This window comes from Enterobacter cloacae complex sp. IR5428 (assembly GCF_049238585.1).
Lineage (GTDB): Bacteria > Pseudomonadota > Gammaproteobacteria > Enterobacterales > Enterobacteriaceae > Enterobacter > Enterobacter intestinihominis.
Genome location: NZ_JBMKHV010000007.1, coordinates 17,764 through 38,257, shown reverse-complemented (window position 1 = coordinate 38,257; position 20,494 = coordinate 17,764). Strand labels below are relative to the sequence as shown.

Annotated in this window: 18 protein-coding genes; 10 read left to right on the top strand and 8 right to left on the bottom strand. The window is 54.3% G+C overall.

Annotated elements, in window-relative coordinates; genetic code table 11:
• Positions 1 to 69: 69 nt before the first annotated feature.
• The 6 genes from rlmKL (at position 70) to rmf (ending at position 7,995) form a co-directional block, all read left to right on the top strand.
• A complete protein-coding gene (gene rlmKL, locus ACOTXC_RS12180; RefSeq protein ID WP_032671569.1) occupies positions 70 to 2,178 on the top strand; it encodes a bifunctional 23S rRNA (guanine(2069)-N(7))-methyltransferase RlmK/23S rRNA (guanine(2445)-N(2))-methyltransferase RlmL in 2,109 nt (702 codons plus the stop codon).
• A gap of 12 nt (positions 2,179 to 2,190) precedes the next feature.
• Positions 2,191 to 4,098: an ABC transporter ATP-binding protein gene (locus ACOTXC_RS12175; RefSeq protein WP_421767709.1), complete on the top strand. Its 1,908-nt coding sequence runs from the start codon at positions 2,191 to 2,193 to the stop codon at positions 4,096 to 4,098.
• A gap of 13 nt (positions 4,099 to 4,111) precedes the next feature.
• Positions 4,112 to 5,365 carry a membrane integrity-associated transporter subunit PqiA gene (pqiA, locus tag ACOTXC_RS12170; RefSeq protein ID WP_022647652.1) on the top strand — a complete coding sequence of 418 codons (1,254 nt, stop codon included), beginning with the start codon at positions 4,112 to 4,114 and terminating at the stop codon, positions 5,363 to 5,365.
• A gap of 4 nt (positions 5,366 to 5,369) precedes the next feature.
• Positions 5,370 to 7,010, top strand: coding sequence for an intermembrane transport protein PqiB (pqiB, locus tag ACOTXC_RS12165; protein ID WP_022647653.1), 1,641 nt, complete (start codon positions 5,370 to 5,372; stop codon positions 7,008 to 7,010).
• Entirely contained in the window at positions 7,007 to 7,573 is a 567-nt protein-coding gene (gene pqiC, locus ACOTXC_RS12160; protein ID WP_022647654.1) for a membrane integrity-associated transporter subunit PqiC, read from the top strand. Before pqiB ends, pqiC begins: the two co-directional genes overlap by 4 nt.
• Before the next feature lie 254 nt (positions 7,574 to 7,827).
• Complete coding sequence (gene rmf, locus ACOTXC_RS12155) at positions 7,828 to 7,995, top strand: ribosome modulation factor (protein ID WP_003858162.1); 168 nt, start codon at positions 7,828 to 7,830, stop codon at positions 7,993 to 7,995.
• Between the two features lie 71 nt (positions 7,996 to 8,066).
• Here rmf and fabA read toward each other — a convergent pair whose 3' ends face one another.
• Together fabA and ACOTXC_RS12145 are read right to left on the bottom strand one after the other, a co-directional pair.
• Positions 8,067 to 8,585, bottom strand: a complete 519-nt coding sequence (gene fabA / locus ACOTXC_RS12150) for a bifunctional 3-hydroxydecanoyl-ACP dehydratase/trans-2-decenoyl-ACP isomerase (RefSeq protein ID WP_000227926.1) — start codon at positions 8,583 to 8,585, stop codon at positions 8,067 to 8,069.
• Positions 8,586 to 8,653: 68 nt separating this feature from the next.
• A complete protein-coding gene (locus ACOTXC_RS12145) occupies positions 8,654 to 10,414 on the bottom strand; it encodes an AAA family ATPase (protein WP_421767708.1) in 1,761 nt (586 codons plus the stop codon).
• A 186-nt stretch (positions 10,415 to 10,600) separates the two neighbouring features.
• On the opposite strand from ACOTXC_RS12145, the gene matP reads away from it, so the two are divergent.
• On the top strand, positions 10,601 to 11,053 hold the full coding sequence (matP, locus tag ACOTXC_RS12140) for a macrodomain Ter protein MatP (RefSeq protein ID WP_006809347.1): 453 nt from the start codon (positions 10,601 to 10,603) through the stop codon (positions 11,051 to 11,053).
• A gap of 65 nt (positions 11,054 to 11,118) precedes the next feature.
• Here matP and ompA read toward each other — a convergent pair whose 3' ends face one another.
• Together ompA and sulA are read right to left on the bottom strand one after the other, a co-directional pair.
• Positions 11,119 to 12,171 carry a porin OmpA gene (gene ompA, locus ACOTXC_RS12135; RefSeq protein ID WP_017694761.1) on the bottom strand — a complete coding sequence of 351 codons (1,053 nt, stop codon included), beginning with the start codon at positions 12,169 to 12,171 and terminating at the stop codon, positions 11,119 to 11,121.
• A 356-nt stretch (positions 12,172 to 12,527) separates the two neighbouring features.
• Positions 12,528 to 13,037 carry an SOS-induced cell division inhibitor SulA gene (gene sulA / locus ACOTXC_RS12130; protein WP_421767750.1) on the bottom strand — a complete coding sequence of 170 codons (510 nt, stop codon included), beginning with the start codon at positions 13,035 to 13,037 and terminating at the stop codon, positions 12,528 to 12,530.
• A gap of 217 nt (positions 13,038 to 13,254) precedes the next feature.
• Between sulA and ACOTXC_RS12125 the strand changes: the two genes are divergently transcribed.
• Entirely contained in the window at positions 13,255 to 13,881 is a 627-nt protein-coding gene (locus tag ACOTXC_RS12125) for a TfoX/Sxy family DNA transformation protein (RefSeq protein ID WP_023299743.1), read from the top strand.
• On the opposite strand, the gene yccS is transcribed toward ACOTXC_RS12125, so the two are convergent.
• Together yccS and ACOTXC_RS12115 are read right to left on the bottom strand one after the other, a co-directional pair.
• The gene (gene yccS / locus ACOTXC_RS12120) at positions 13,838 to 16,000 is read right to left on the bottom strand and encodes a YccS family putative transporter (protein WP_063147650.1); all 2,163 of its coding nucleotides are present in this window, start codon (positions 15,998 to 16,000) and stop codon (positions 13,838 to 13,840) included. The two genes, ACOTXC_RS12125 and yccS, sit on opposite strands and share 44 nt — an antisense overlap.
• An 18-nt stretch (positions 16,001 to 16,018) precedes the next feature.
• Entirely contained in the window at positions 16,019 to 16,465 is a 447-nt protein-coding gene (locus ACOTXC_RS12115; RefSeq protein WP_022647660.1) for a YccF domain-containing protein, read from the bottom strand.
• A 122-nt stretch (positions 16,466 to 16,587) separates the two neighbouring features.
• On the opposite strand from ACOTXC_RS12115, the gene helD reads away from it, so the two are divergent.
• A complete protein-coding gene (gene helD, locus ACOTXC_RS12110) occupies positions 16,588 to 18,642 on the top strand; it encodes a DNA helicase IV (protein WP_421767707.1) in 2,055 nt (684 codons plus the stop codon).
• Between the two features lie 53 nt (positions 18,643 to 18,695).
• On the opposite strand, the gene mgsA is transcribed toward helD, so the two are convergent.
• Positions 18,696 to 19,154, bottom strand: coding sequence for a methylglyoxal synthase (gene mgsA, locus ACOTXC_RS12105; RefSeq protein ID WP_003858146.1), 459 nt, complete (start codon positions 19,152 to 19,154; stop codon positions 18,696 to 18,698).
• An 80-nt stretch (positions 19,155 to 19,234) separates the two neighbouring features.
• Positions 19,235 to 19,897 (bottom strand): curli synthesis inhibitor, encoded by a 663-nt coding sequence (gene csgI, locus ACOTXC_RS12100; RefSeq protein ID WP_023305822.1) that lies wholly within the window; start codon positions 19,895 to 19,897, stop codon positions 19,235 to 19,237.
• Between the two features lie 171 nt (positions 19,898 to 20,068).
• Between csgI and ACOTXC_RS12095 the strand changes: the two genes are divergently transcribed.
• Positions 20,069 to 20,482 carry a CoA-binding protein gene (locus tag ACOTXC_RS12095; protein ID WP_006809337.1) on the top strand — a complete coding sequence of 138 codons (414 nt, stop codon included), beginning with the start codon at positions 20,069 to 20,071 and terminating at the stop codon, positions 20,480 to 20,482.
• The last annotated feature ends 12 nt before the right edge of the window (positions 20,483 to 20,494 follow it).

The following is a 20,494-nucleotide window of genomic DNA, read 5'->3' as shown; positions in this document are numbered from 1 at the left end:
TCAACTTTATGACATACACGCCATATTAGCTATAATGCGCGACAATTTTCTATGAGTAAAAGTGACGATATGAATTCTCTGTTTGCCAGTACGGCCCGTGGGCTGGAAGAGCTGTTAAAAACTGAACTGGAAACCCTGGGCGCGAAAGAGTGCCAGGTGGTTCAGGGTGGTGTCCATTTTGAGGGCGACACGCGGCTTATTTACCAGAGCCTGATGTGGAGCCGTCTGGCGTCGCGCATCATGCTGCCGATGAAAGAGTGCAAGGTCTACAGCGATCTTGATCTCTACACCGGTGTACAGATGATCGACTGGACAGAGATCTTCACCCCGGACGCTACCTTTGCGGTGCATTTCAACGGCGTCAACGATGAGATCCGCAACAGCCAGTACGGTGCCCTGCGCGTCAAAGACGCCATTGTGGACTGCTTCACGCGTCGTAATAAAGAACGTCCGAACGTTGATCGTGAAAACCCGGATCTGCGTATCAACGTCTGGCTGAACGGCGACACTGCCAGTATTTCCCTGGATCTGAGCGGCGCAGGCCTGCATCTGCGCGGCTATCGCGATCGCACCGGGATGGCGCCGATCAAAGAAACGCTGGCTGCCGCTATCGTGATGCGCTCCGGATGGCAGCCAGGTACGCCGCTGCTCGATCCGATGTGCGGTTCCGGTACGCTGCTGATTGAAGCCGCGATGCTGGCCACCGACCGCGCGCCAGGGCTGCATCGTGGACAGTGGGGCTTCAAAGGCTGGGCGCAGCACGATGAAGCCCTCTGGAAAGAGGTCAAAGACGACGCGCAGACCCGTGCCCGTAAAGGGCTGGCGGAGTACACCTCTCACTTTTACGGTTCGGACAACGACCCACGGGTGATTGAACGCGCGCGCAGCAACGCCCGTCGAGCCGGTATCGGTGAGCTGGTGACCTTCGACGTCAAAGATGTGGCGAACCTGACCAATCCGCTGCCAAAAGGCCCGTACGGTACGGTGATCAGCAACCCGCCTTATGGTGAGCGTCTTGGCAGCGAGCCAGCGCTGATTGCGCTACACAGCCTGCTGGGCCGCAACATGAAAGCGCATTTCGGCGGCTGGAACCTCTCCCTGTTTAGCGCCTCGCCGGAGCTGCTGAGCTGCCTGCAATTACGTGCCGATCGCCAGTTCAAGGCGAAAAACGGCCCGCTGGACTGCGTGCAGAAAAACTACCATCTGGCAGAGATAGCAGCGGACAGCAAACCGTCTGGCGTGGCGGAAGATTATGCCAACCGTCTGCGCAAAAACCTGAAGAAATTTGAGAAGTGGGCGAAGCAGGAAGGCATCGAATGTTATCGCCTTTACGACGCTGACCTGCCGGAATACAACGTGGCGGTTGACCGCTATGCAGACTGGGTGGTGGTTCAGGAATACGCCCCGCCGAAAACCATTGATGCGCAAAAAGCGCGTCAGCGTATGCTGGATGTGATTGCGGCCACCATCGCCGTACTCGGCATTTCGCCAAACAAGCTGGTGCTGAAAACCCGTGAGCGTCAGAAAGGCAAAAACCAGTATCAGAAGATGGGCGAGAAGGGCGACTTCATCGAAGTGGGCGAATATAATGCGCGCCTGTGGGTTAACCTGACCGATTACCTTGATACCGGTCTGTTCCTCGATCACCGCATCGCCCGCCGCATGCTGGGACAGATGAGCAAGGGCAAAGACTTCCTGAACCTGTTCTCCTATACCGGCAGCGCCAGCGTTCATGCAGGGCTTGGTGGGGCGCGTAGTACCACCACGGTCGATATGTCCCGTACTTATCTGGAGTGGGCAGAGCGCAACCTGCGTCTTAACGGCTTAACCGGTCGTCAGCATCGCCTGTTACAGGCCGACGTGCTGGGCTGGCTGCGCGATACCGACGAGCAGTTTGATCTGATCTTTATCGATCCGCCGACCTTCTCTAACTCCAAGCGTATGGAGGATAGCTTTGACGTTCAACGCGATCACCTGCGCCTGATGACCGACCTGAAGCGTCTGCTGCGTAAAGGCGGCACCATTATGTTCTCGAATAACAAGCGCGGATTTCGCATGGATCACGACGGCCTGGCCGAACTGGGACTGAAAGCACAAGAAATCAGCCAAAAAACGCTGTCTCAGGACTTTGCCCGTAACCGTCAAATCCACAACTGCTGGCTGATCTCCGCGGTCTGAAAGGAAAAATAAATGTCTTTAATTAGTATGCACGGCGCGTGGCTCTCTTTCAGCGACTCACCGCTTCTCGATAATGCAGAGCTGCATATCGAAGATAACGAGCGCGTCTGTCTGGTCGGCCGTAACGGCGCAGGTAAATCGACGCTGATGAAAATCCTCAACCGTGAGCAGGGGCTGGACGACGGCCGTATTGTTTACGAGCAGGATCTGGTCGTCTCTCGTCTGCAACAGGATCCGCCGCGTAACGTTACCGGCAGCGTGTACGATTTCGTGGCCGAAGGAATTTCAGAGCAGGCGGAATACCTCAAGCGCTACCACGAGATTTCGCATCTGGTCATGACCGACCCGAGCGACAAAAATCTCAACGAGCTGGCAAAAGTGCAGGAGATGCTCGATCACCATGGCCTGTGGCAGCTGGAAAACCGCATTAACGAAGTGCTGGCTCAGCTTGGCCTGGAAGCGGATATGGAGCTGTCGGCGCTCTCCGGCGGCTGGCTGCGTAAAGCCGCGCTGGGCCGTGCCCTGGTGAGCGGGCCCAGGGTACTGCTGCTGGACGAACCAACGAACCACCTGGATATCGAAGCGATTGACTGGCTGGAAGGGTTCCTGAAAACTTTCAATGGCACCATTATCTTCATCTCCCACGACCGTTCGTTCATCCGCAACATGGCCACGCGCATTGTCGACCTCGACCGCGGCAAGCTGGTGACCTATCCGGGCGATTACGATACCTATCTGCTGGAGAAAGAAGAGAACCTGCGCGTGGAAGAGCTGCAAAACGCCGAGTTCGACCGCAAGCTGGCGCAGGAAGAGGTATGGATCCGTCAGGGCATCAAGGCGCGTCGTACCCGTAATGAAGGCCGCGTTCGCGCCCTGAAGGCGATGCGCCGCGAACGTAGCGAACGCCGCGAAGTCATGGGTAGCGCCAAAATGCAGGTGGAAGAGGCGTCCCGCTCGGGCAAGATTGTCTTCGAAATGGAGAACGTGAGTTATTCGGTTGACGGCAAAGTGCTGGTGAACGATTTCTCCGCACAGGTTCAGCGCGGTGACAAAATTGCGCTTATTGGTCCAAACGGCTGCGGCAAAACCACGCTGTTGAAACTGATGCTGGGCCAGTTGCAGGCCGACAGCGGTCGTATTCACTGTGGTACCAAGCTGGAAGTAGCGTACTTTGACCAGCACCGCGCAGAGCTGGATCCGGACCGTACGGTGATGGACAACCTCGCAGAGGGTAAACAGGAGGTGATGGTTAACGGCAAGCCGCGTCACGTGCTGGGCTACCTTCAGGACTTCCTGTTCCACCCGAAACGCGCCCTGACGCCTGTGCGCGCGCTGTCCGGCGGTGAGCGTAACCGTCTTTTGCTAGCGCGCCTGTTCCTGAAACCCAGTAACTTACTGATTCTCGATGAACCGACGAACGATCTGGATGTCGAAACGCTGGAACTGCTGGAAGAGTTGATTGATGGCTATCAGGGAACCGTGATGCTGGTCAGCCACGATCGTCAATTTGTCGATAACACCGTGACCGAGTGCTGGATCTTCGAAGGCGAAGGACGCATCGGTCAATATGTGGGCGGCTATCATGACGCGCGTGGACAGCAATCGCAGTCGCTGGCGCAAAAACAGGCGAAGACCAAAAATGTCGCTGAACCTGTTGTTGTGAAAGCAGAAACTGTCAAAAAGTCTCCTGCTAAAATGAGCTATAACTTGCAGCGCGAGCTGGAAGGGCTGCCGCAGCGTCTGGAAGAGCTGGAAGCGGCACTGGAAGCACTGCAAATTCAGGTCGCTGATGCGTCATTCTTTACGCAGCCTCACGACTATACTCAGAAAGTATTGGCTGAACTCTCCCAGGCCGAGCAGGCGCTGGAAGAGGCATTTGAGCGCTGGGAGTACCTTGAGTCTCTGAAAAACGGCGTATAAACAGGGATAATCTATGTGTGACCAGCACCATGCCGATCGGCATATTTTATGCTCGCAATGCGATATGCTCGTGGCGTTGCCAGAGCTTGGTCACGGACATAAGGCTGCCTGCCCGCGCTGCGGAGCTACGCTGACGACCGAGTGGGACGCGCCAAGGCAGCGTCCTACGGCTTACGCACTGGCAGCCCTGTTCATGTTACTACTCTCCAATCTCTTCCCTTTCATCTCTATGAAAGTGGGCGGGATGGTAAGCCAGGTGGAGTTACTGGAAATTCCAGGCGTGATGTTCTCGGAAGATTACGCCAGCCTTGGCACCTTCTTTCTTCTGTTCGTGCAGATAGTCCCGGCTTTTTGCCTGGTCGTCATTCTGCTACTGGTCAATCGCGTCAGGATGCCCACCGCCCTTAAAATCAAACTCGCGCGGATCCTGTTCCAGCTGAAAAGCTGGGGGATGGCGGAAATTTTTCTGGCGGGTATCCTGGTCAGCTTCGTGAAGCTGATGGCCTACGGCGATGTGGGGATTGGCAGCAGCTTTATTCCGTGGTGTCTGTATTGCGTGCTGCAACTGCGCGCTTTCCAGTGCGTGGACCGACGCTGGACCTGGGACGATATTGCCCCGGCACCGACGCTCTCGCAGACGGTAAAGGTGGGCGTACCGGGTATCCGTCAGGGGCTGCGCTCCTGCTCCTGCTGCACCGCCGTGCTGCCCGCGGATGTCGAGGTGTGTCCCCGCTGTGAAACAAAAGGTCACGTCCGACGCAAAAATAGCCTGCAATGGACCATGGCGCTGCTGGTGACCTCTGTCATGCTTTATCTGCCCGCCAATATTTTGCCGATCATGATCACCGATCTGCTCGGCGACAGAATGCCCTCGACCATCCTTGCCGGGGTGATTTTGCTGTGGAGCGAAGGGTCATACCCTGTTGCAGGCGTCATATTTCTCGCCAGCATTATGGTTCCGACCTTAAAGATGATTGCCATTGCCTGGCTTTGCTGGGATGCAAAAGGGCACGGTAAGCGTGACAGTGAGCGCATGCATCTGATTTATGAGGTCGTGGAATTTGTTGGCCGTTGGTCGATGATTGACGTGTTCGTGATTGCGGTTCTCTCAGCGCTGGTGCGTATGGGTGGGCTGATGAGTATTTATCCCGCTATGGGAGCGCTGATGTTTGCTTTGGTCGTCATTATGACCATGTTTGCGGCCATGACCTTCGACCCTCGTTTATCGTGGGATCGTGAGCCCGATTCAAGCCATGAGGAAGAGTAAGAGCATGGAAAATAAGAGTGGAGAGGCTAAAGTGCAGAAGGTCAGAAACTGGTCGCCGGTGTGGATTTTCCCCATCGTGACCGCGCTGATCGGTGCATGGATCCTGTTTTATCATTACAGCCATCAGGGACCGGAAGTCACGCTAATTACCACCAATGCAGAGGGAATTGAGGGCGGAAAAACCACCATCAAGAGCCGCAGCGTGGATGTGGGTGTCGTGGAAAGCGCGACCCTGACGGATGATTTAACCCATGTTGAAATTAAGGCCCGCCTGAATGCTGGCATGGAAAAACTGCTCCATGAAGATTCCGTTTTTTGGGTGGTGAAACCGCAGGTCGGAAGAGAAGGGATCAGCGGCTTAGGGACGCTATTGTCAGGGGCTTACATTGAACTCCAGCCCGGCAATAAAGGCGCCCAGCCAGCAAACTATCAGTTGCTGGATTCACCGCCGCTTGCGCCACCGGATGCAAAAGGGATCCGCGTCATTCTGGACAGCAAAAAAGCGGGCCAGCTCTCGCCGGGCGATCCGGTGCTGTTCCGTGGGTATCGTGTCGGTTCGGTTGAAACGAGCACCTTCGATCCGCAAAAACGGACCATCAGCTATCAGCTATTTATCAATGCGCCTAATGACCGACTGGTGACCAGTAACGTTCGTTTCTGGAAAGACAGTGGGATCGCTGTGGATCTCACCTCTGCGGGGATGCGCGTTGAGATGGGTTCACTCACCACGCTGTTTGGTGGGGGCGTCAGTTTTGACGTGCCGGAAGGTATAGATCTGGGACAACCGGTGGCGGAAAAAACCGCCTTCAGACTGTTTGACGATCAAAAAAGCATTCAGGATGCGCTCTATACCGATCACATCGATTATCTGATGTTCTTTAAGGACTCTGTACGCGGCTTGCAGCCAGGAGCGCCAGTTGAGTTCCGCGGTATCCGTCTGGGTACAGTGGGGCAAGTGCCTTACTTTGTTCCGGGACTCAAGCAAATGCTTGATGATGATTATCGTATTCCGGTGCTGATACGCATTGAGCCTGAGCGTTTAATTAACCAGATTGGTGAGGATCAGGATATTGGGGAGCATATCAGCGACCTGATGAATCGCGGTCTGCGTGGCTCGCTGAAAACCGGCAACCTGGTGACAGGGGCGTTGTATGTCGATATGGACTTCTATCCAAAAGCGCCACCTATGACGGGAGTCCGTGAATTTGGCGGCTACAAAATCATTCCTACGGTCAGCAGTGGCCTGGCGCAGATCCAACAGCGTCTGATGGAAACGCTGGATAAGATCAACAATCTGCCGCTGAATCCAATGCTTGAGGCTGCGACGGGATCACTGCATCAGAGCCAGGCGACGATGCAACGTCTGCAAACCACCCTGGATAATATCAACAAGATCACGGCCAACCAGTCCATGCAGCAGCTGCCGCAGGATATGCAGAAAACGTTGCGTGAACTGAATCGCAGTATGCAAGGCTTCCAGCCGGGCTCAGCGGCCTACAACAAGATGGTGGCGGATATGCAACGTCTTGATCAGGTTTTACGCGAGCTACAGCCCGTTCTGAAAACGCTCAATGAAAAGAGCAACGCGCTGGTGTTTGAAGCGAAAGATAAAAAGGATCCTGAGCCTAAGAGGGCGAAACAATGAAAAAATGGCTAATCATCGCAGGCGCACTGGTATTAACGGCCTGTAGCTCTGGAAGCGATAACAAAAGCTACTACCAGCTGCCGTTAAGCGCGCAGTCGGGGGCGCAGAGCAGTGCCTCGCAGGGCAGCCGTCTGCTGTGGGTTGAGCAGGTTGCCGTGCCAGATTACCTGGCGGGCAACGGGGTGGTCTACCAGACCAGCGATGTGCAGTACGTAATCGCCAACAATAACCTGTGGGCCAGCCCGCTGGATCAGCAGCTACGCAATACGCTGGTGGCGAATCTGAGCAGCCAGCTCCCCGGTTGGGTCGTTGCCTCGCAGCCTCTGGGAAGCGATCAGGACACTCTGAATGTTAACGTGACGGGATTCCATGGCCGCTATGATGGTGCCGTTGTTATCAGCGGGGAGTGGCTGCTGAATCACCAGGGTCAGCTGATTAAGCGTCCTTTCCATCTTGAACTCAAGCAGCAGAAAGATGGCTATGACGAAATGGTGAAAGTACTTGCGCAGGGATGGGCACAGGAGTCGGCTACTATAGCAAGAGAGATTTCCCGCCTGCCATAAGTAAAATTCATCGACGAAAGCCGCACTCAGCTTCTTGCTGATTGCGGCTTTTTTTTCGTTTTACGTTCAGGTTGTTACTTGTCCCGCATCACACTTTTTGTACAAACGATCTTCCATGTAGCTCACAAATATGACACCCGTATGAATTTTGAACGTTGACGCTGACGCAGATTCGGGGTATTCGTTAACTGTGCTTGCACATATTGCAACCACTGTTTTCTTTCCACCAGACAAAAGAATGAGGGAAACGAGGCATGAAGAGACAGAAACGAGATCGCCTGGAAAGGGCTCATCAACGTGGTTATCAGGCTGGCATCGCCGGACGTTCTAAAGAAATGTGTCCCTATCAGGCCCTGAATCAAAGGTCCCAATGGCTAGGGGGCTGGCGAGAAGCCATCGGAGACAGGGCAGTACTTGCTTGATACCGTCTCTTTAAAAAGAAACCTCCGCAATGCGGAGGTTTCGCCTTTCTGGAAGGGGCTAAAATCCGTTATCAAAAAGCGGAGGTATCCTGGAACAGACCCACTTTCAGGTCGTTCGCGGTATAGATCAGACGACCATCAACCAGCACTTCACCGTCCGCCAGGCCCATAATCAGACGGCGGTTAACGATGCGTTTGAAATGGATACGGTAGGTGACTTTCTTCGCGGTAGGCAGAACCTGACCGGTGAATTTCACTTCGCCTACGCCCAGCGCACGGCCTTTGCCTTCACCGCCAAGCCAGCCCAGATAGAAGCCAACCAGCTGCCACATAGCATCGAGGCCCAGGCAGCCAGGCATTACCGGATCGCCAATAAAGTGGCAACCGAAGAACCACAGGTCCGGGTTGATATCGAGTTCTGCTTCTACGTAACCCTTATCAAAGTTGCCGCCGGTTTCGGTCATTTTCACGACACGGTCCATCATCAGCATATTTGGGGCTGGTAACTGCGGGCCTTTCGCGCCAAACAGTTCACCGCGACCAGAGGCAAGAAGGTCTTCTTTAGTATAGGATTCGCGTTTATCTACCATGTTCTCAGTAAGCCTTATTTTAGTGAAGGACGCAGGATAGCTAACACGTGTACGCTGAACAAGTCCGATCAGTTCGCACTAAACCAACTTAACCAGCGTAACGGCCACGGATAACGATGACGAGCATCCTGCTGTGTCGCCTGAGCTATACGTTCCTGAATGGTCTGCATCAGGGTTGTCTGGCCTTCGCCGTCCCAGACCAGGTTTGTCAGTAAGGGTAGTGCATCCTCAACCCCTTCGATGGCCCAGACAGTGAATTGTTCCTGCTCTACCGCATCCAGAATCGCCTGGCTCAGGCTCAAATGGCGAGCGTTAGGTGCCGGAATAATCACGCCCTGTTTGCCGTTTAAACCGCGCTGCTGGCAGATTGCGAAGAAGCCTTCGATTTTCTCATTCAGTCCGCCCACCGGTTGGGCACGGCCAAACTGATCCACGGACCCGGTAATCGCAATATTCTGGTTAATCGGCACGTCTGCAAGCGCGCTGATCACGGCGCACAGCTCTGCCATTGAGGCGCTGTCGCCGTCGACTTCACTGTAGGACTGCTCAAAGGTCAACGAGGCAGAGAAGGGGATCTGCTGCTCGAGCTGAAGTTCAGACATCAGGAATGCCTGCATGATCATCATGCCTTTGGCATGAATGTTTCCGCCCAGTTCGGCCTTGCGTTCGATATCGGTAAATTCGCCGTCACCAATGTGTACGACACAGCTGATACGGGAAGGCTCACCAAAGGCGCGTGGGTGCCCGGGGAACTCGATGACGGACAAGGCATTGATTTGCCCGATACGTTCGCCTTCGGTCTCCACCAGAATCTGTTCAAGCAGAATTTCATCCTGCATACGGTCAGCAAGATAGCCTTCGCGCCATTCACGCTGGGCCAGCATCTGGCTCAGTTGCTCACCGTTGAACGTACCGTTGCCGCTGATAACGCCCACTTCACGCAGCTGTTTGCCGATCCAGAGCGGACAGAGCGGCAGGGTTTCCTGATCGCCGGTGTAGCGTACGGCCTCTCGGATTAAGCCCGGCCACGCATCCTCGGCAGGTGAGGGCAGCGCGAAACGTTCCGCCACGGCCATAACCCACTGACACCACTGCGCCATGTCATCGGCATCTGCAATCTGAATATTGTCTTCAAATTCGCTGTAAACCGCCTGCTCCGCGAGTTCTGGCTCCATTTCCTGGAAGTCAGCCAGTGATTCACGGTCACCCGTCAGCACGACGGTCAGCGACAGCGGCATAGACGGAATGGAAACAGGCAGAGGACGTGAATCGTCGAAGCCTACCCAGTCAAAACGTTGCTGCGTCACCACCGTTTTCAGGCGCATCCACAGCAGCGGCTGCGCAAGCAGTGTGCGAAGAGAGATGAGCAATACGCCGCCATTCGCGCGGTGTACCAGCCCGGGTTGCAGTGAAACATCGCCATTGAACTGACGAAGGCAGCCGAACAACTGTTCTGCTTCCACCCAGTTGGCGGTGATCACCTCGCCTTTTGCAGCGAACAATCCATCTGCCTGCGTGGCAGGTTCGAATGTCACGTCGCGACCGGCAATATGATACTGACCACCAAAAACGGCATTCGTTTTTGGCTGCAACTGGCACATGGCATCACCGAGAAGCGTCAGATACTCGGCTTCTTCCGGGGCTTTGAGCAGCATGAAAGGAGATGTAGCCCATGGGGATGACATCTGCTCCAGCGCGTAATGCAAACGCGGTTGTGTCTCGCTAAGTATGAATTTGTGTTCTTTTGTGAGGTCTGGCTGTGCAAACAGCTCCTGATAGCTCTCGGTATCCGGAACCAGGTCACGCCATGCAAGTTTCGTAATGGTCAAAGTTGATGTTTTTTAGTCAGAAGTAAAACCGTGGAGTATACCGTAAGCGGCGCACTCTGCCCAATCAGGATTCGGGTTTTCGTCATGCGGATCGCCTGCGACGTTTCAAAGGATATGATTTCTTTTCAGCAGATTGCCAAAAAACTGATATTCTGAACAGAGTTACACGGTAACACTGAGATCGCAATGAAATATCAACAACTGGAAAACCTCGAAAGCGGCTGGAAATGGAAGTACCTGGTCAAAAAGCACCGTGAAGGGGAGCTGATCACCTGCTACATCGAAGCCAGCGCGGCACAAGAAGCTGTGGATATGTTGCTGACCCTCGAAAACGAACCGGTACAGGTCAACGGCTGGATTGAGAAACACATTAATCCGGCCTTGTTAAACCGGATGAAGCAAACTATCCGTGCTCGTCGTAAACGGCATTTCAATGCCGAGCATCAGCACACCCGTAAGAAATCCATCGACCTGGAATTCATGGTCTGGCAGCGTCTGGCCGGGCTTGCGCAACGGCGCGGGAAAACCCTGTCGGAAACGGTGGTGCAGCTGATTGAAGATGCCGAGCACAAAGAGAAGTATGCCAGCCAGATGTCGACGTTGAAAAACGATCTACAGGCACTGTTAGGTAAAAAATAAGCTTTTTACTTTTCTTCAGATAATAAAAAACCCCGCATGGCGGGGTTTTTTTATAAGACGATAACTTATGCCGCAGGCTGAGTTACAACGTCTTTGATACCTTTAACTTCGATCTCTACGCGACGATCTGGTGCCAGGCAGTCGATCAGTGCAGCGCGTGGTTTCACGTTGTCACAGGTAGAACCGGTAACTGGGTTAGATTCGCCCATACCACGTGGGGAGATCTTGTTAGCTGGGATACCTTTAGATACCAGGTAATCAACTACAGACTGAGCACGTTTCTCAGACAGACCCTGGTTGTAAGCGTCAGAACCGATACGGTCGGTGAAGCCCAGAACCACTACAGAACCGTCTTTAGGATCCAGGTTGCTCAGCTGGGTGTACAGCTGATCCAGTGCCTGCTGACCTTCTGGTTTCAGGGTAGCTTTGTTGAAGTTGAACAGAACGTCAGACTTCAGAGTGAAGTGCTTGGTCTGTACTTCTGGCGCTGGAGCCGGAGCTGGCGCTACGACTGGCGCATCTTCCTGCTGACCGAAACGGTAAGAAACACCAACGCTCAGCATGCCGTTGTCTGGACGAACGCCAACGGTAGCACCGTCACCGATGTTGTTAACCCACTGGTATTCCAGACGGGTAGCGATGTCACGGGTCATTGCCCACTCAACGCCACCAGCGAATACTGGGGAAACACCAGTGTCGTGGTCGTCACCAGCGATGCTGTTGCTGGAGTCTGCACGCCATACCATGCCGCCCAGACGGGTGTACACGTCCAGATCGTCAGTTACTGGGTAACCCAGTTTAGCGGTCAGCTGTACGCCTTGAGCTTTGAAAGCGCCATTTACGTTGTCGCCTTTGTAAGGCATACGACCTAACCAGTCGTAACCCATTTCAAAGCCAACATACGGGTTAACCTGATAGCCACCGAACGCACCTGCACCCAGCTGGCTCTCGTGAGTAGGGCCATCGTTGTTCAGGCTGCTGTTGTACCAACCGGTGTCATGGAACTGAGACCAGCCCAGTTTACCACCTGCATACCAGGTATTATCTTTCGGAGCGGCCTGCGCTACGGTAGCGAAGCCAGCCAGTGCCACTGCAATCGCGATAGCTGTCTTTTTCATTTTTTGCGCCTCGTTATCATCCAAAATTTGCCATGAATATCTCCATCGGAGGAATCACGGTTAAATCCTTCACCGGGGGGCGTGGTCAAATATAAACCTACCGATATCTTCGGCTTAGGCCGAGCACCCCTGGCGATGTAAAGTCTACAACGTAGCTGAAAACTTACAAGTGTGAAGTCCGTCAGGCATATGAAAAAAAAAGTTCCGTATACCTAATATTTAACAATTTTTGAACGAATTTTGTGCAGTAAAATTAACGAGAACCGCGTCAGACAAGCCTTGCCGCAGTTTTGGCGCGTTGAACTTTTTTTGCATACTGCGGTCGAAAAAAATTCCAGGAAAACTCTTAAAATGACTCAATGGTACACATTTGAGTGAATTTTTAGCCCGGGATGTTGTCCTCTGCGATAGGAATCTCCACAAACTGGCCGCATGATGAAACCCATCGCGTTACCTTCTTCAGCCGCTTCAGTCAGACGCAAATGTTCCTCTTGCGACAGATCCTCAGGCAACCACCCAATCACGACGCTATAGTTCCCGGTACGTAATGCCCGGACCATCGACTCGACCGTATCGCAAGGGGAGAGTTGATTAATCTGCATCACCTTCGCTAACGGCAGCCCAGCCGACTGAACCCATTCGCGACTTAATTTTTGCTGTGGCGTCAGCCAGAGCTGCCAGCGAGACTGTTGCCCGAGCTGCTGCAAAAGCGGCAGGAGTAAGAGTTGTGTCAACAGCGGCTGGTCTTCACGGTAAACCACTTCACTGATAAGCCCTGTCGATTCACGCCCGATAGAATTCTGCGCAGCATTGCCTGCGGCAGAAGTAGAAGGTGTTAAGTGATTTGCATAGCCTGAAGTGTACATATTCATTCCAGCCCTGTAGTTACTGTATGGATATACAGTAACCCCTGTATGCATAAAGATCAACCTCATTTTCGGAAAGCGACTCGCAAATTTCATCCATTCCTGGTGAACCTGAAAAAATCATCTTGCCCAACGGCAATAAGTTGCCTATTTTCCTGCTAACGGATCCGTTAGTAAGAAATATCGTGGTTACTGTATGATTTTTAATGGAATTATCATGAAAAAGATATCTTATGATCGGATTTATCAATCTCAAGAATACCTCTCTCCGCTGGGCGAAATTCATCATCGCGCCCTGTTTGGCGGTTATACCCTGGCCGTGGATGAAGCGGTGTTCGCGATGGTGTCTGACGGTGAGCTTTACCTTCGCGCCTGTGAGCAAAGTGCAAAATACTGTGTAAAAAACGCCTCTTCTTTTCTGACCCTGATGAAACGAGGACGTCCTGTGCTGCTTAATTACTACCGTGTGGATGAAGGTCTGTGGCAAAACAGGGAAAAACTGCTTCAGCTCTCCTCGTTTGCGCTCGATGCCGCCAGGAAAGAGCGCTACCAGCGCCATCAGCGTAACCGGCTTAAAGATCTGCCGAACCTGACCTTTCAGATTGAGGTCCTGCTTATGGAGGCGGGCATTACCAATGAAGAGACGCTACGACAGTTGGGGGCGAAGACGAGCTGGCTGAAAATGCGCTCTAAGAATAAAGCGCTGAGTATCCGGGTATTGTTCGCTCTTGAAGGCGCGATTGAAGGGTTACATGAAGCGGCACTCCCGGCGGATATTCGCCGGGAGCTTACGGAGTGGTTTAATGCGCTGCCTGAGTCGCAGGGCCATCATTCCGCCAGGTAGCGATCTGCTGTCGCAGCCGACAAATTTCCGGCAGCAAAGCGATAAGCAGGCCAATTTGCTGAAGGACCAGCGGAGCTTTGTTGTCGGTGCCTGGATCAAGGTGTGCGATACGTTGCACCAGTTCATCCAGTGCCTGGTGAACCCGTGGCTCATCCGCAGGTTGATGATGAAGCGCATCATCAACGTAGCAAACGGCATCGTCCAGTAGTGCCAGGATGCCCGGATTCGTCAGTTTCTCTCGGTGGGCGCCAAGGGTAGAGATATAGCTGGTGAACGTGTGGTTCAGACACAGCAGGCGGAAGGCTGTCTCCCGGATTTCTGCCGTGGCGCGCGGCTCAGTTGACATATTCGAGACAACGGAAGCCAGCTCTGCGTCAGTGTTATGCGCATCGCGACGGGCAATCCGATAGGCCAGACGGTTATCGCGACCCTGATGGTATTGCTCAAGTATGGCGTCCAGATAGCGGCAGTTGGCGTTCATTGCTCTGTCGGACACGCGCGGTAAATTTCGGAAACGCCAGTCCGGCCAGATAAAGCTCACCGCCGCCCAGGCGATGGCGCAGCCGATCAGCGTGTCGATCACACGGGGGAGGGCCACTTCAAAGCCTTCACCCAGCAGATTGAAGCAGAGCAGCACAAGCAGCGTGATGAACATTGTGGCGTGAGCGTACTGCACATTGCGGAAGGCGAAGAACAGTACCCCGGTAATCACAATCAGGATCAGTTGCCCTTCTACTGAGGGTACAAAATAGAGCACCGGCAGCCCGATGGCGACCCCGACTAACGTCCCGACAATACGCAGCGCGAGTCGATGGCGGGTAGCGTTATAGTTCGGCTGGCAGACGAACAGGCTGGTCAGCAGGATCCAGTAGCCGTGGTGCAATCCTGTTATCTGGATAAACGCGTAGCCAACGCACAGTACCAACGACATCCTTACCGCATGGCGAAAGAGGGCGGATTCCGGCGTAAAATGACGGCTCAGGCGCAGCCATATATCGCTGAAACCGTTGAGACTGTCGTCGGCAAGCTGGTTGTCAGCGTCATTGCCCGGCATCGCCATCGCCTGTTCAGACTCAATGGTGGCGAGCTGAGCATCGATGGCTCTCAGGTTGTTGAGCAGGAATCCCAGGGCTTTGAACTGTTCCGGCGAAGTTCCACTGGCCTGAACGCGATCGAGCGCCGCATCCAGGTGGCTGAATGCGCGTTCAAAGCGAGGATCGTGCTGATAGGGCGTGCGCAGCAGTATTGAGCGTGCAAGTTGCTGGCAGGCCTGAGACTGCATCGACAGCAGACGCTGGAAACGGAACATCACGTCGCTGTAGCGGAATTTCTCGCGCAGGTCAGCGTATTGCACATGCGAGGAGCTGGCGCGCTCGTGAATATCCTGGGCAACAAAGTAGTAGTGCAGGGTGCGCCGGGTACCGCGCTGACCGCGATCGCCGCGCAGACGGGTGAGCAGAGACGCTTTGGTCTGATTCAGCGTGGCGACCAGTTGGCCATTTGCCAGCGCCAGATCGTACAGGGGCGCCTGGCTGTCCTCTTCGATATCCGGATCAAACAGCCGGGATTTCAGCTCAAGATAGTGGGCCAGCCGTTCGTAACTGCGGGCAATGTTGTCCTGTAAGGCACGAACCGGAAAAATAAGATGCCCGGTTAAGGTCAGCAGGTTATACCAGATAGCGCCCAATAGCAGCAGGACCGGTTGCTGATACCACTGATCGTAAAGAGAGACGCCCAGCATGGTGTAAATGGCAATCAGCAGGGCGCCAAACGCGATAGTGGCGTAGCGTTGCCCGAGGCCGCCGAGCAAAATGAAGCCGCTGGTGGACACCGTCAGCCCTAAGGCAAACAGCCAGGGCCACGGGAAAAGCAGCTCAACGGAGGCGGAAGCAATAAAGAAGCAGACCAGCGTGATGACCAGATTACGCAAACGACCGGCCAGGCGGTCGTCGAGATCCGCCAGCGCGCCGGCCACCACCCCAAGCGTGAGGGGGATGGTGAGCTTCACATCATTCAGCCACCACGGCAGAGCGACGGTGCCGCAGAGGGCGATAAATATCCTGACGTTATACAGCCAGTTACTGTTCCATGTATAGCGACGAAGCAGGGGGCTTAGCATGAGAGCGGCCAGTCCTTATTACTGAAAACGACGACGGGCATTGGCTTCACGCGCGGCTTGCGCCACTTCGACCGGAACAACTCGGCGTCCTACCGGCCACAGGGCGATGGTGGCAATTTTGAAATTAGCGAGGCCAACCGGAATGCCAATAATCGTAATGCACTGGGCGATACCGGCGAAGATATGCATCAGACACAGCCACCAGCCAAAGAAGATTAGCCATAAAATATTCAGCAGCGTGCCGCCGGTATTCATCAGGGCATTTTTTCTTTCCGGCTCCAGTTCATCCACGTGCACGGCTTCATTTCCATAAGGAACGAGGGACAGTTTGGTGATTTCCCAGCAGGAGCGCGTCAGCGGAAGGGTGAAGATAAGCACGATGCTCACCAGGGTGGCAAAAAGCCAGGAAAGGGTGGTGGCAAAACCGCCAAGGACAAAATTCAACACATTCAGAACGGTACGCATAAACCCTCATTTCCTTCGATATGATTAACGCCCGGTGATTGTAACGTTTTTTTGGGCTGGAGCACCTTAAAACTGGCAGTTAAACTGTCTGACAAATTATGACCTCGTGGATCCGGCAGGATATGGAACTGAAAGCAACTTCAATGGGCAAACGCCTGGCGCAGCACCCTTACGACAAGGTTGTGCTTCTTAATGCGGGAGTGAAAGTCTCCGGTGAACGCCACGAATACCTTATTCCGTTTAATCAGCTACTGGCCATTCACTGTAAACGAGGGCTGGTATGGGGGGAGCTGGAGTTCGTTTTACCGGCAGAGAAAGTGGTGCGACTCCACGGGACCGAGTGGGCGGAAACCCAACGCTTCCACCATCATCTGAACATGCGCTGGCACCAGTGGAGCCAGGAGATGAGCGTGATTGCCGCACAGGTGCTGCATCAGGTGCTGGACGATATCGCGCTAAGCAATACGCAGCAGAAGTGGCTGACGCGCCAGCAAACCGCCGGGCTTCAGCAAAAAATCACCCAGGCGCTGACGGCATTGCCTTTACCGGTGGCGCGGCTTGAGGAATTTGATAACTGTCGCGATGCGTGGCGGAAGTGTCAGGCCTGGCTTAGCGATATCGAGAAAAGCCGTCTGGCGCATAACCAGACCTGGACTGAGGCGATGCTTACGCAATATGCCGATTTCTTCAGTACGGTGGAATCATCGCCTCTCAATCCTGCCCAGGCGCGCGCAGTGGTGAATGGCGAGCACTCTTTACTGGTGCTGGCAGGCGCAGGGAGCGGCAAAACGTCGGTGCTGGTGGCGCGCGCGGGCTGGCTTCTGACAACGGGCGAGGCAGTTGCCGACCAGATTTTGCTGCTGGCTTTTGGTCGCAAGGCGGCGCAGGAGATGGATGAGCGCATTCAGGCGCGTTTGCATACCCAGGATATCTCGGCGCGCACGTTCCACTCCCTCGCTTTACACATTATTCAACAGGGCAGCAAAAAAGTCCCTGTTGTCAGCAAGCTGGAGAATGATGCTCAGGCTCGCCAGGCGCTGTTTATCAAGGCATGGCGTCAGCAGTGCAGTGAAAAAAAGGCGCAGGCGAAAGGTTGGCGTCAGTGGCTTGAAGAGGAACTCAACTGGGAGGTGCCGGAGGGCAGCTTCTGGCAGGATGAAAAGCTGGCGCGCCGGCTGGGCTCTCGTCTCGACCGGTGGGTAAGCCTGATGCGCATGCACGGCGGCTCTCAGGCGGAGATGATAGAAAGCGCACCGGAGTCGATCCGCGCCGTGTTTTCTAAGCGGGTTAAACTGATGGCGCCGATGCTGAAAGCGTGGAAAACCGCGCTGAAAGACGAAAACGCGGTCGATTTTTCCGGGCTAATCCATCAGGCCATTATCATTCTGGAGAAAGGGCGCTTCGTCAGCCCGTGGAAACACATTCTGGTGGATGAGTTTCAGGATATTTCGCCGCAGCGCGCTGCGCTGCTTTCGGCGCTGCGGGCGCAGAATAAACACACGTCGCTGTTTGCCGTGGGCGATGACTGGCAGGCTATCTACCGCTTCAGCGGGGCGCAACTTTCCCTCACGACGGCCTTCCATCACTATTTTGGGGAAGGCGATCGCAGCGATCTGGACACCACCTACCGCTTCAACTCGCGGATTGGTGAAATTGCCAACCGTTTTATTCAGCAGAACCCACATCAGCTGTCGAAGCCGCTTAACAGCCTGACGTCGGGGGATAAAAAGGCCGTCACGCTGCTGGCGGACGATCAGCTGGAACCGCTGCTGGATAAACTGAGCGGCTATGCGAAACCGGATGAACGGATTCTGGTCCTGGCGCGTTATCACCACCTCAAGCCGACGGCGCTGGAAAAAGCGGCAACGCGCTGGCCAAAACTACAGCTCGATTTTATGACCATTCACGCCAGTAAAGGGCAGCAGGCCGACTACGTAATTGTGGTGGGGCTGAAAGAGGGGAGCGACGGTTTCCCGGCACCGGCGCGGGAATCCGTGATGGAAGAGGCGTTATTGCCTGTTCCGGAAGATTTCCCGGATGCAGAGGAGCGGCGCTTACTGTACGTGGCGATAACCCGCGCGCGCCATCGCGTGTGGCTCTTGTTCAACAAAGAGGAGCCGTCGGTGTTTGTCGATATTTTGAAAAGTATTGACGTGCCGGTGGCGAGAAAGCCGTAACGCGCCGGGCAAATTCTGTAGGCCCGGTAAGCGCAGCGCCACCGGGCAAAAAACTACTTCAGTCTCTCCGCAAGATAACGCTGATAATCCGGGATCAAAATCTCCACCGGATCGTTAAACTGCGGCGATTCAATGATGAAATCTGCCGTTGAAAGATTGGTGGCTACCGGAATGTTCCATACCGTCGCCAGACGCAGCAGCGCTTTAACGTCCGGATCATGCGGAACCGCGTTCAGCGGATCCCAGAAGAATATCAGAACGTCAATTTTACCTTCCGAAATCTGAGCGCCGACCTGCTGGTCACCCCCCATCGGGCCGCTCAGCATGGCATTCACTTCCAGACCGGTTTCGCGGTGGATCAGGTTGCCGGTTGTTCCCGTGGCAGAAAGGGCATGATGCTGTAAAAGAGGCTGATGGCGACGAACCCAGTTAAGCAGCATTTGTTTACAGTGATCGTGCGCAACCAGAGCAATGTGCTTGCGCGCCGGAAGTGTGCGTGTTGTCAGTTCCATAATCTTATCCGTGAGGTTACCTCGCTACACGATGACGGGAACTGACTGATGCTGCAAGAGAAAGGACGAAAAAATGTGGCTTACGACGAAGGTTGTCGTTTCGCCCATTGCAGAAAACGGGCGCGCGTGTCCGGATCGGCATTCTGGAACCAGAATTTGAGGCGTTGCTCAGTAAGAGTCTGCGACTGAGGAGGGAGTACATCCAGCTCCGATACGCCCGAAAGCAGGGTACTGTCATCCGCCATCATGGTGGCGAACTGGGGCAGGGAGGCGCGCCTGCTGGCTCTGTTATAGATCTCCGTGTCCGCTTCGTAATCTGTTCCTTTTGGCCTTTTTGTCAGCGCCAGGATATCCAGCTTTACCGGGATGGGCATAGAATCCCCGTCCACCAGCTCAATGCGCGGTGAGGCATCAAATGCCAGTGACTCTTTTTCTGTTTCAAGGTGCGGGAGACGAAAATTGACCTGGCTGATGCGTTGGGTATTAAAGCTGACCACCAGCGGAGGCGAAATGTACACCTGCTGTTCGTTGTCGGCGAGGCGAATCGTCTTTTCAACCCGAAAAACCACCTGATGCGGGCCATTATCCAGCTCGATGCTGTCTGCGCCCCGCAGCAGGGAGCTGGAGACTTTTTTCCCGTCCAGCACCAGCAGGTCAATGTCGGTTGAGAGTCTGAGGGTGGTTGCGAAAACACAAACCGGCATGATTAACGCAACCACAGCCCAGGCAATGCCGGTTTTCATAGCAGACTCCTGTAGACAAACTACCTGGTAAGAATGTATCAAAATTTTTCGATAAACACGTTTACTAACATATAGACATATTCTGCCGTTTTGCCCTCATACTTCTGTATGGGATGCGTGGTTGAGATGTCCGCTTTGACGTACACTTTGAAAAAAACCAGGAGGAACAGCATGAAAGAGAACGACATTGTCGAGATTCTGACGTCCACGCGCACTATCGCGCTGGTCGGCGCCAGCGATAAACCGGATCGCCCAAGCTATCGGGTCATGAAATACCTTCTGGACCAGGGATATCACGTGATCCCGGTCTCGCCTAAGGTGGCGGGGAAAACGCTGCTGGGTCAGCAGGGCTATGCGACGCTCGCGGACGTGCCGGAAAAGGTGGATATGGTGGACGTTTTCCGTAATTCAGAGGCGGCCTGGGGCGTGGCGCAGGAGGCGATCGCCATTGGCGCGAAAACGCTGTGGATGCAGTTGGGCGTGATTAATGAGCAGGCAGCCGTGCTGGCACGCGATGCCGGGCTGAAAGTGGTGATGGATCGCTGTCCGGCAATCGATATTCCCCGTCTGGGGCTGGCAAAATAAAAAAAGCCCGTT

Coding starts and splice junctions, on each gene's coding strand:
- rlmKL (WP_032671569.1), top strand. CDS start 70: ATGAATTCTCTGTTTGCCAGTACGGCCCGTGGGCTGGAAGAGCTGTTA.
- ACOTXC_RS12175 (WP_421767709.1), top strand. CDS start 2,191: ATGTCTTTAATTAGTATGCACGGCGCGTGGCTCTCTTTCAGCGACTCA.
- csgI (WP_023305822.1), bottom strand. CDS start 19,897: ATGAAAACCGGCATTGCCTGGGCTGTGGTTGCGTTAATCATGCCGGTT.
- ompA (WP_017694761.1), bottom strand. CDS start 12,171: ATGAAAAAGACAGCTATCGCGATTGCAGTGGCACTGGCTGGCTTCGCT.
- pqiC (WP_022647654.1), top strand. CDS start 7,007: ATGAAAAAATGGCTAATCATCGCAGGCGCACTGGTATTAACGGCCTGT.
- sulA (WP_421767750.1), bottom strand. CDS start 13,037: ATGTACACTTCAGGCTATGCAAATCACTTAACACCTTCTACTTCTGCC.
- matP (WP_006809347.1), top strand. CDS start 10,601: ATGAAATATCAACAACTGGAAAACCTCGAAAGCGGCTGGAAATGGAAG.
- yccS (WP_063147650.1), bottom strand. CDS start 16,000: ATGCTAAGCCCCCTGCTTCGTCGCTATACATGGAACAGTAACTGGCTG.
- ACOTXC_RS12095 (WP_006809337.1), top strand. CDS start 20,069: ATGAAAGAGAACGACATTGTCGAGATTCTGACGTCCACGCGCACTATC.
- mgsA (WP_003858146.1), bottom strand. CDS start 19,154: ATGGAACTGACAACACGCACACTTCCGGCGCGCAAGCACATTGCTCTG.
- pqiA (WP_022647652.1), top strand. CDS start 4,112: ATGTGTGACCAGCACCATGCCGATCGGCATATTTTATGCTCGCAATGC.
- rmf (WP_003858162.1), top strand. CDS start 7,828: ATGAAGAGACAGAAACGAGATCGCCTGGAAAGGGCTCATCAACGTGGT.
- pqiB (WP_022647653.1), top strand. CDS start 5,370: ATGGAAAATAAGAGTGGAGAGGCTAAAGTGCAGAAGGTCAGAAACTGG.
- fabA (WP_000227926.1), bottom strand. CDS start 8,585: ATGGTAGATAAACGCGAATCCTATACTAAAGAAGACCTTCTTGCCTCT.
- helD (WP_421767707.1), top strand. CDS start 16,588: ATGGAACTGAAAGCAACTTCAATGGGCAAACGCCTGGCGCAGCACCCT.
- ACOTXC_RS12115 (WP_022647660.1), bottom strand. CDS start 16,465: ATGCGTACCGTTCTGAATGTGTTGAATTTTGTCCTTGGCGGTTTTGCC.
- ACOTXC_RS12125 (WP_023299743.1), top strand. CDS start 13,255: ATGAAAAAGATATCTTATGATCGGATTTATCAATCTCAAGAATACCTC.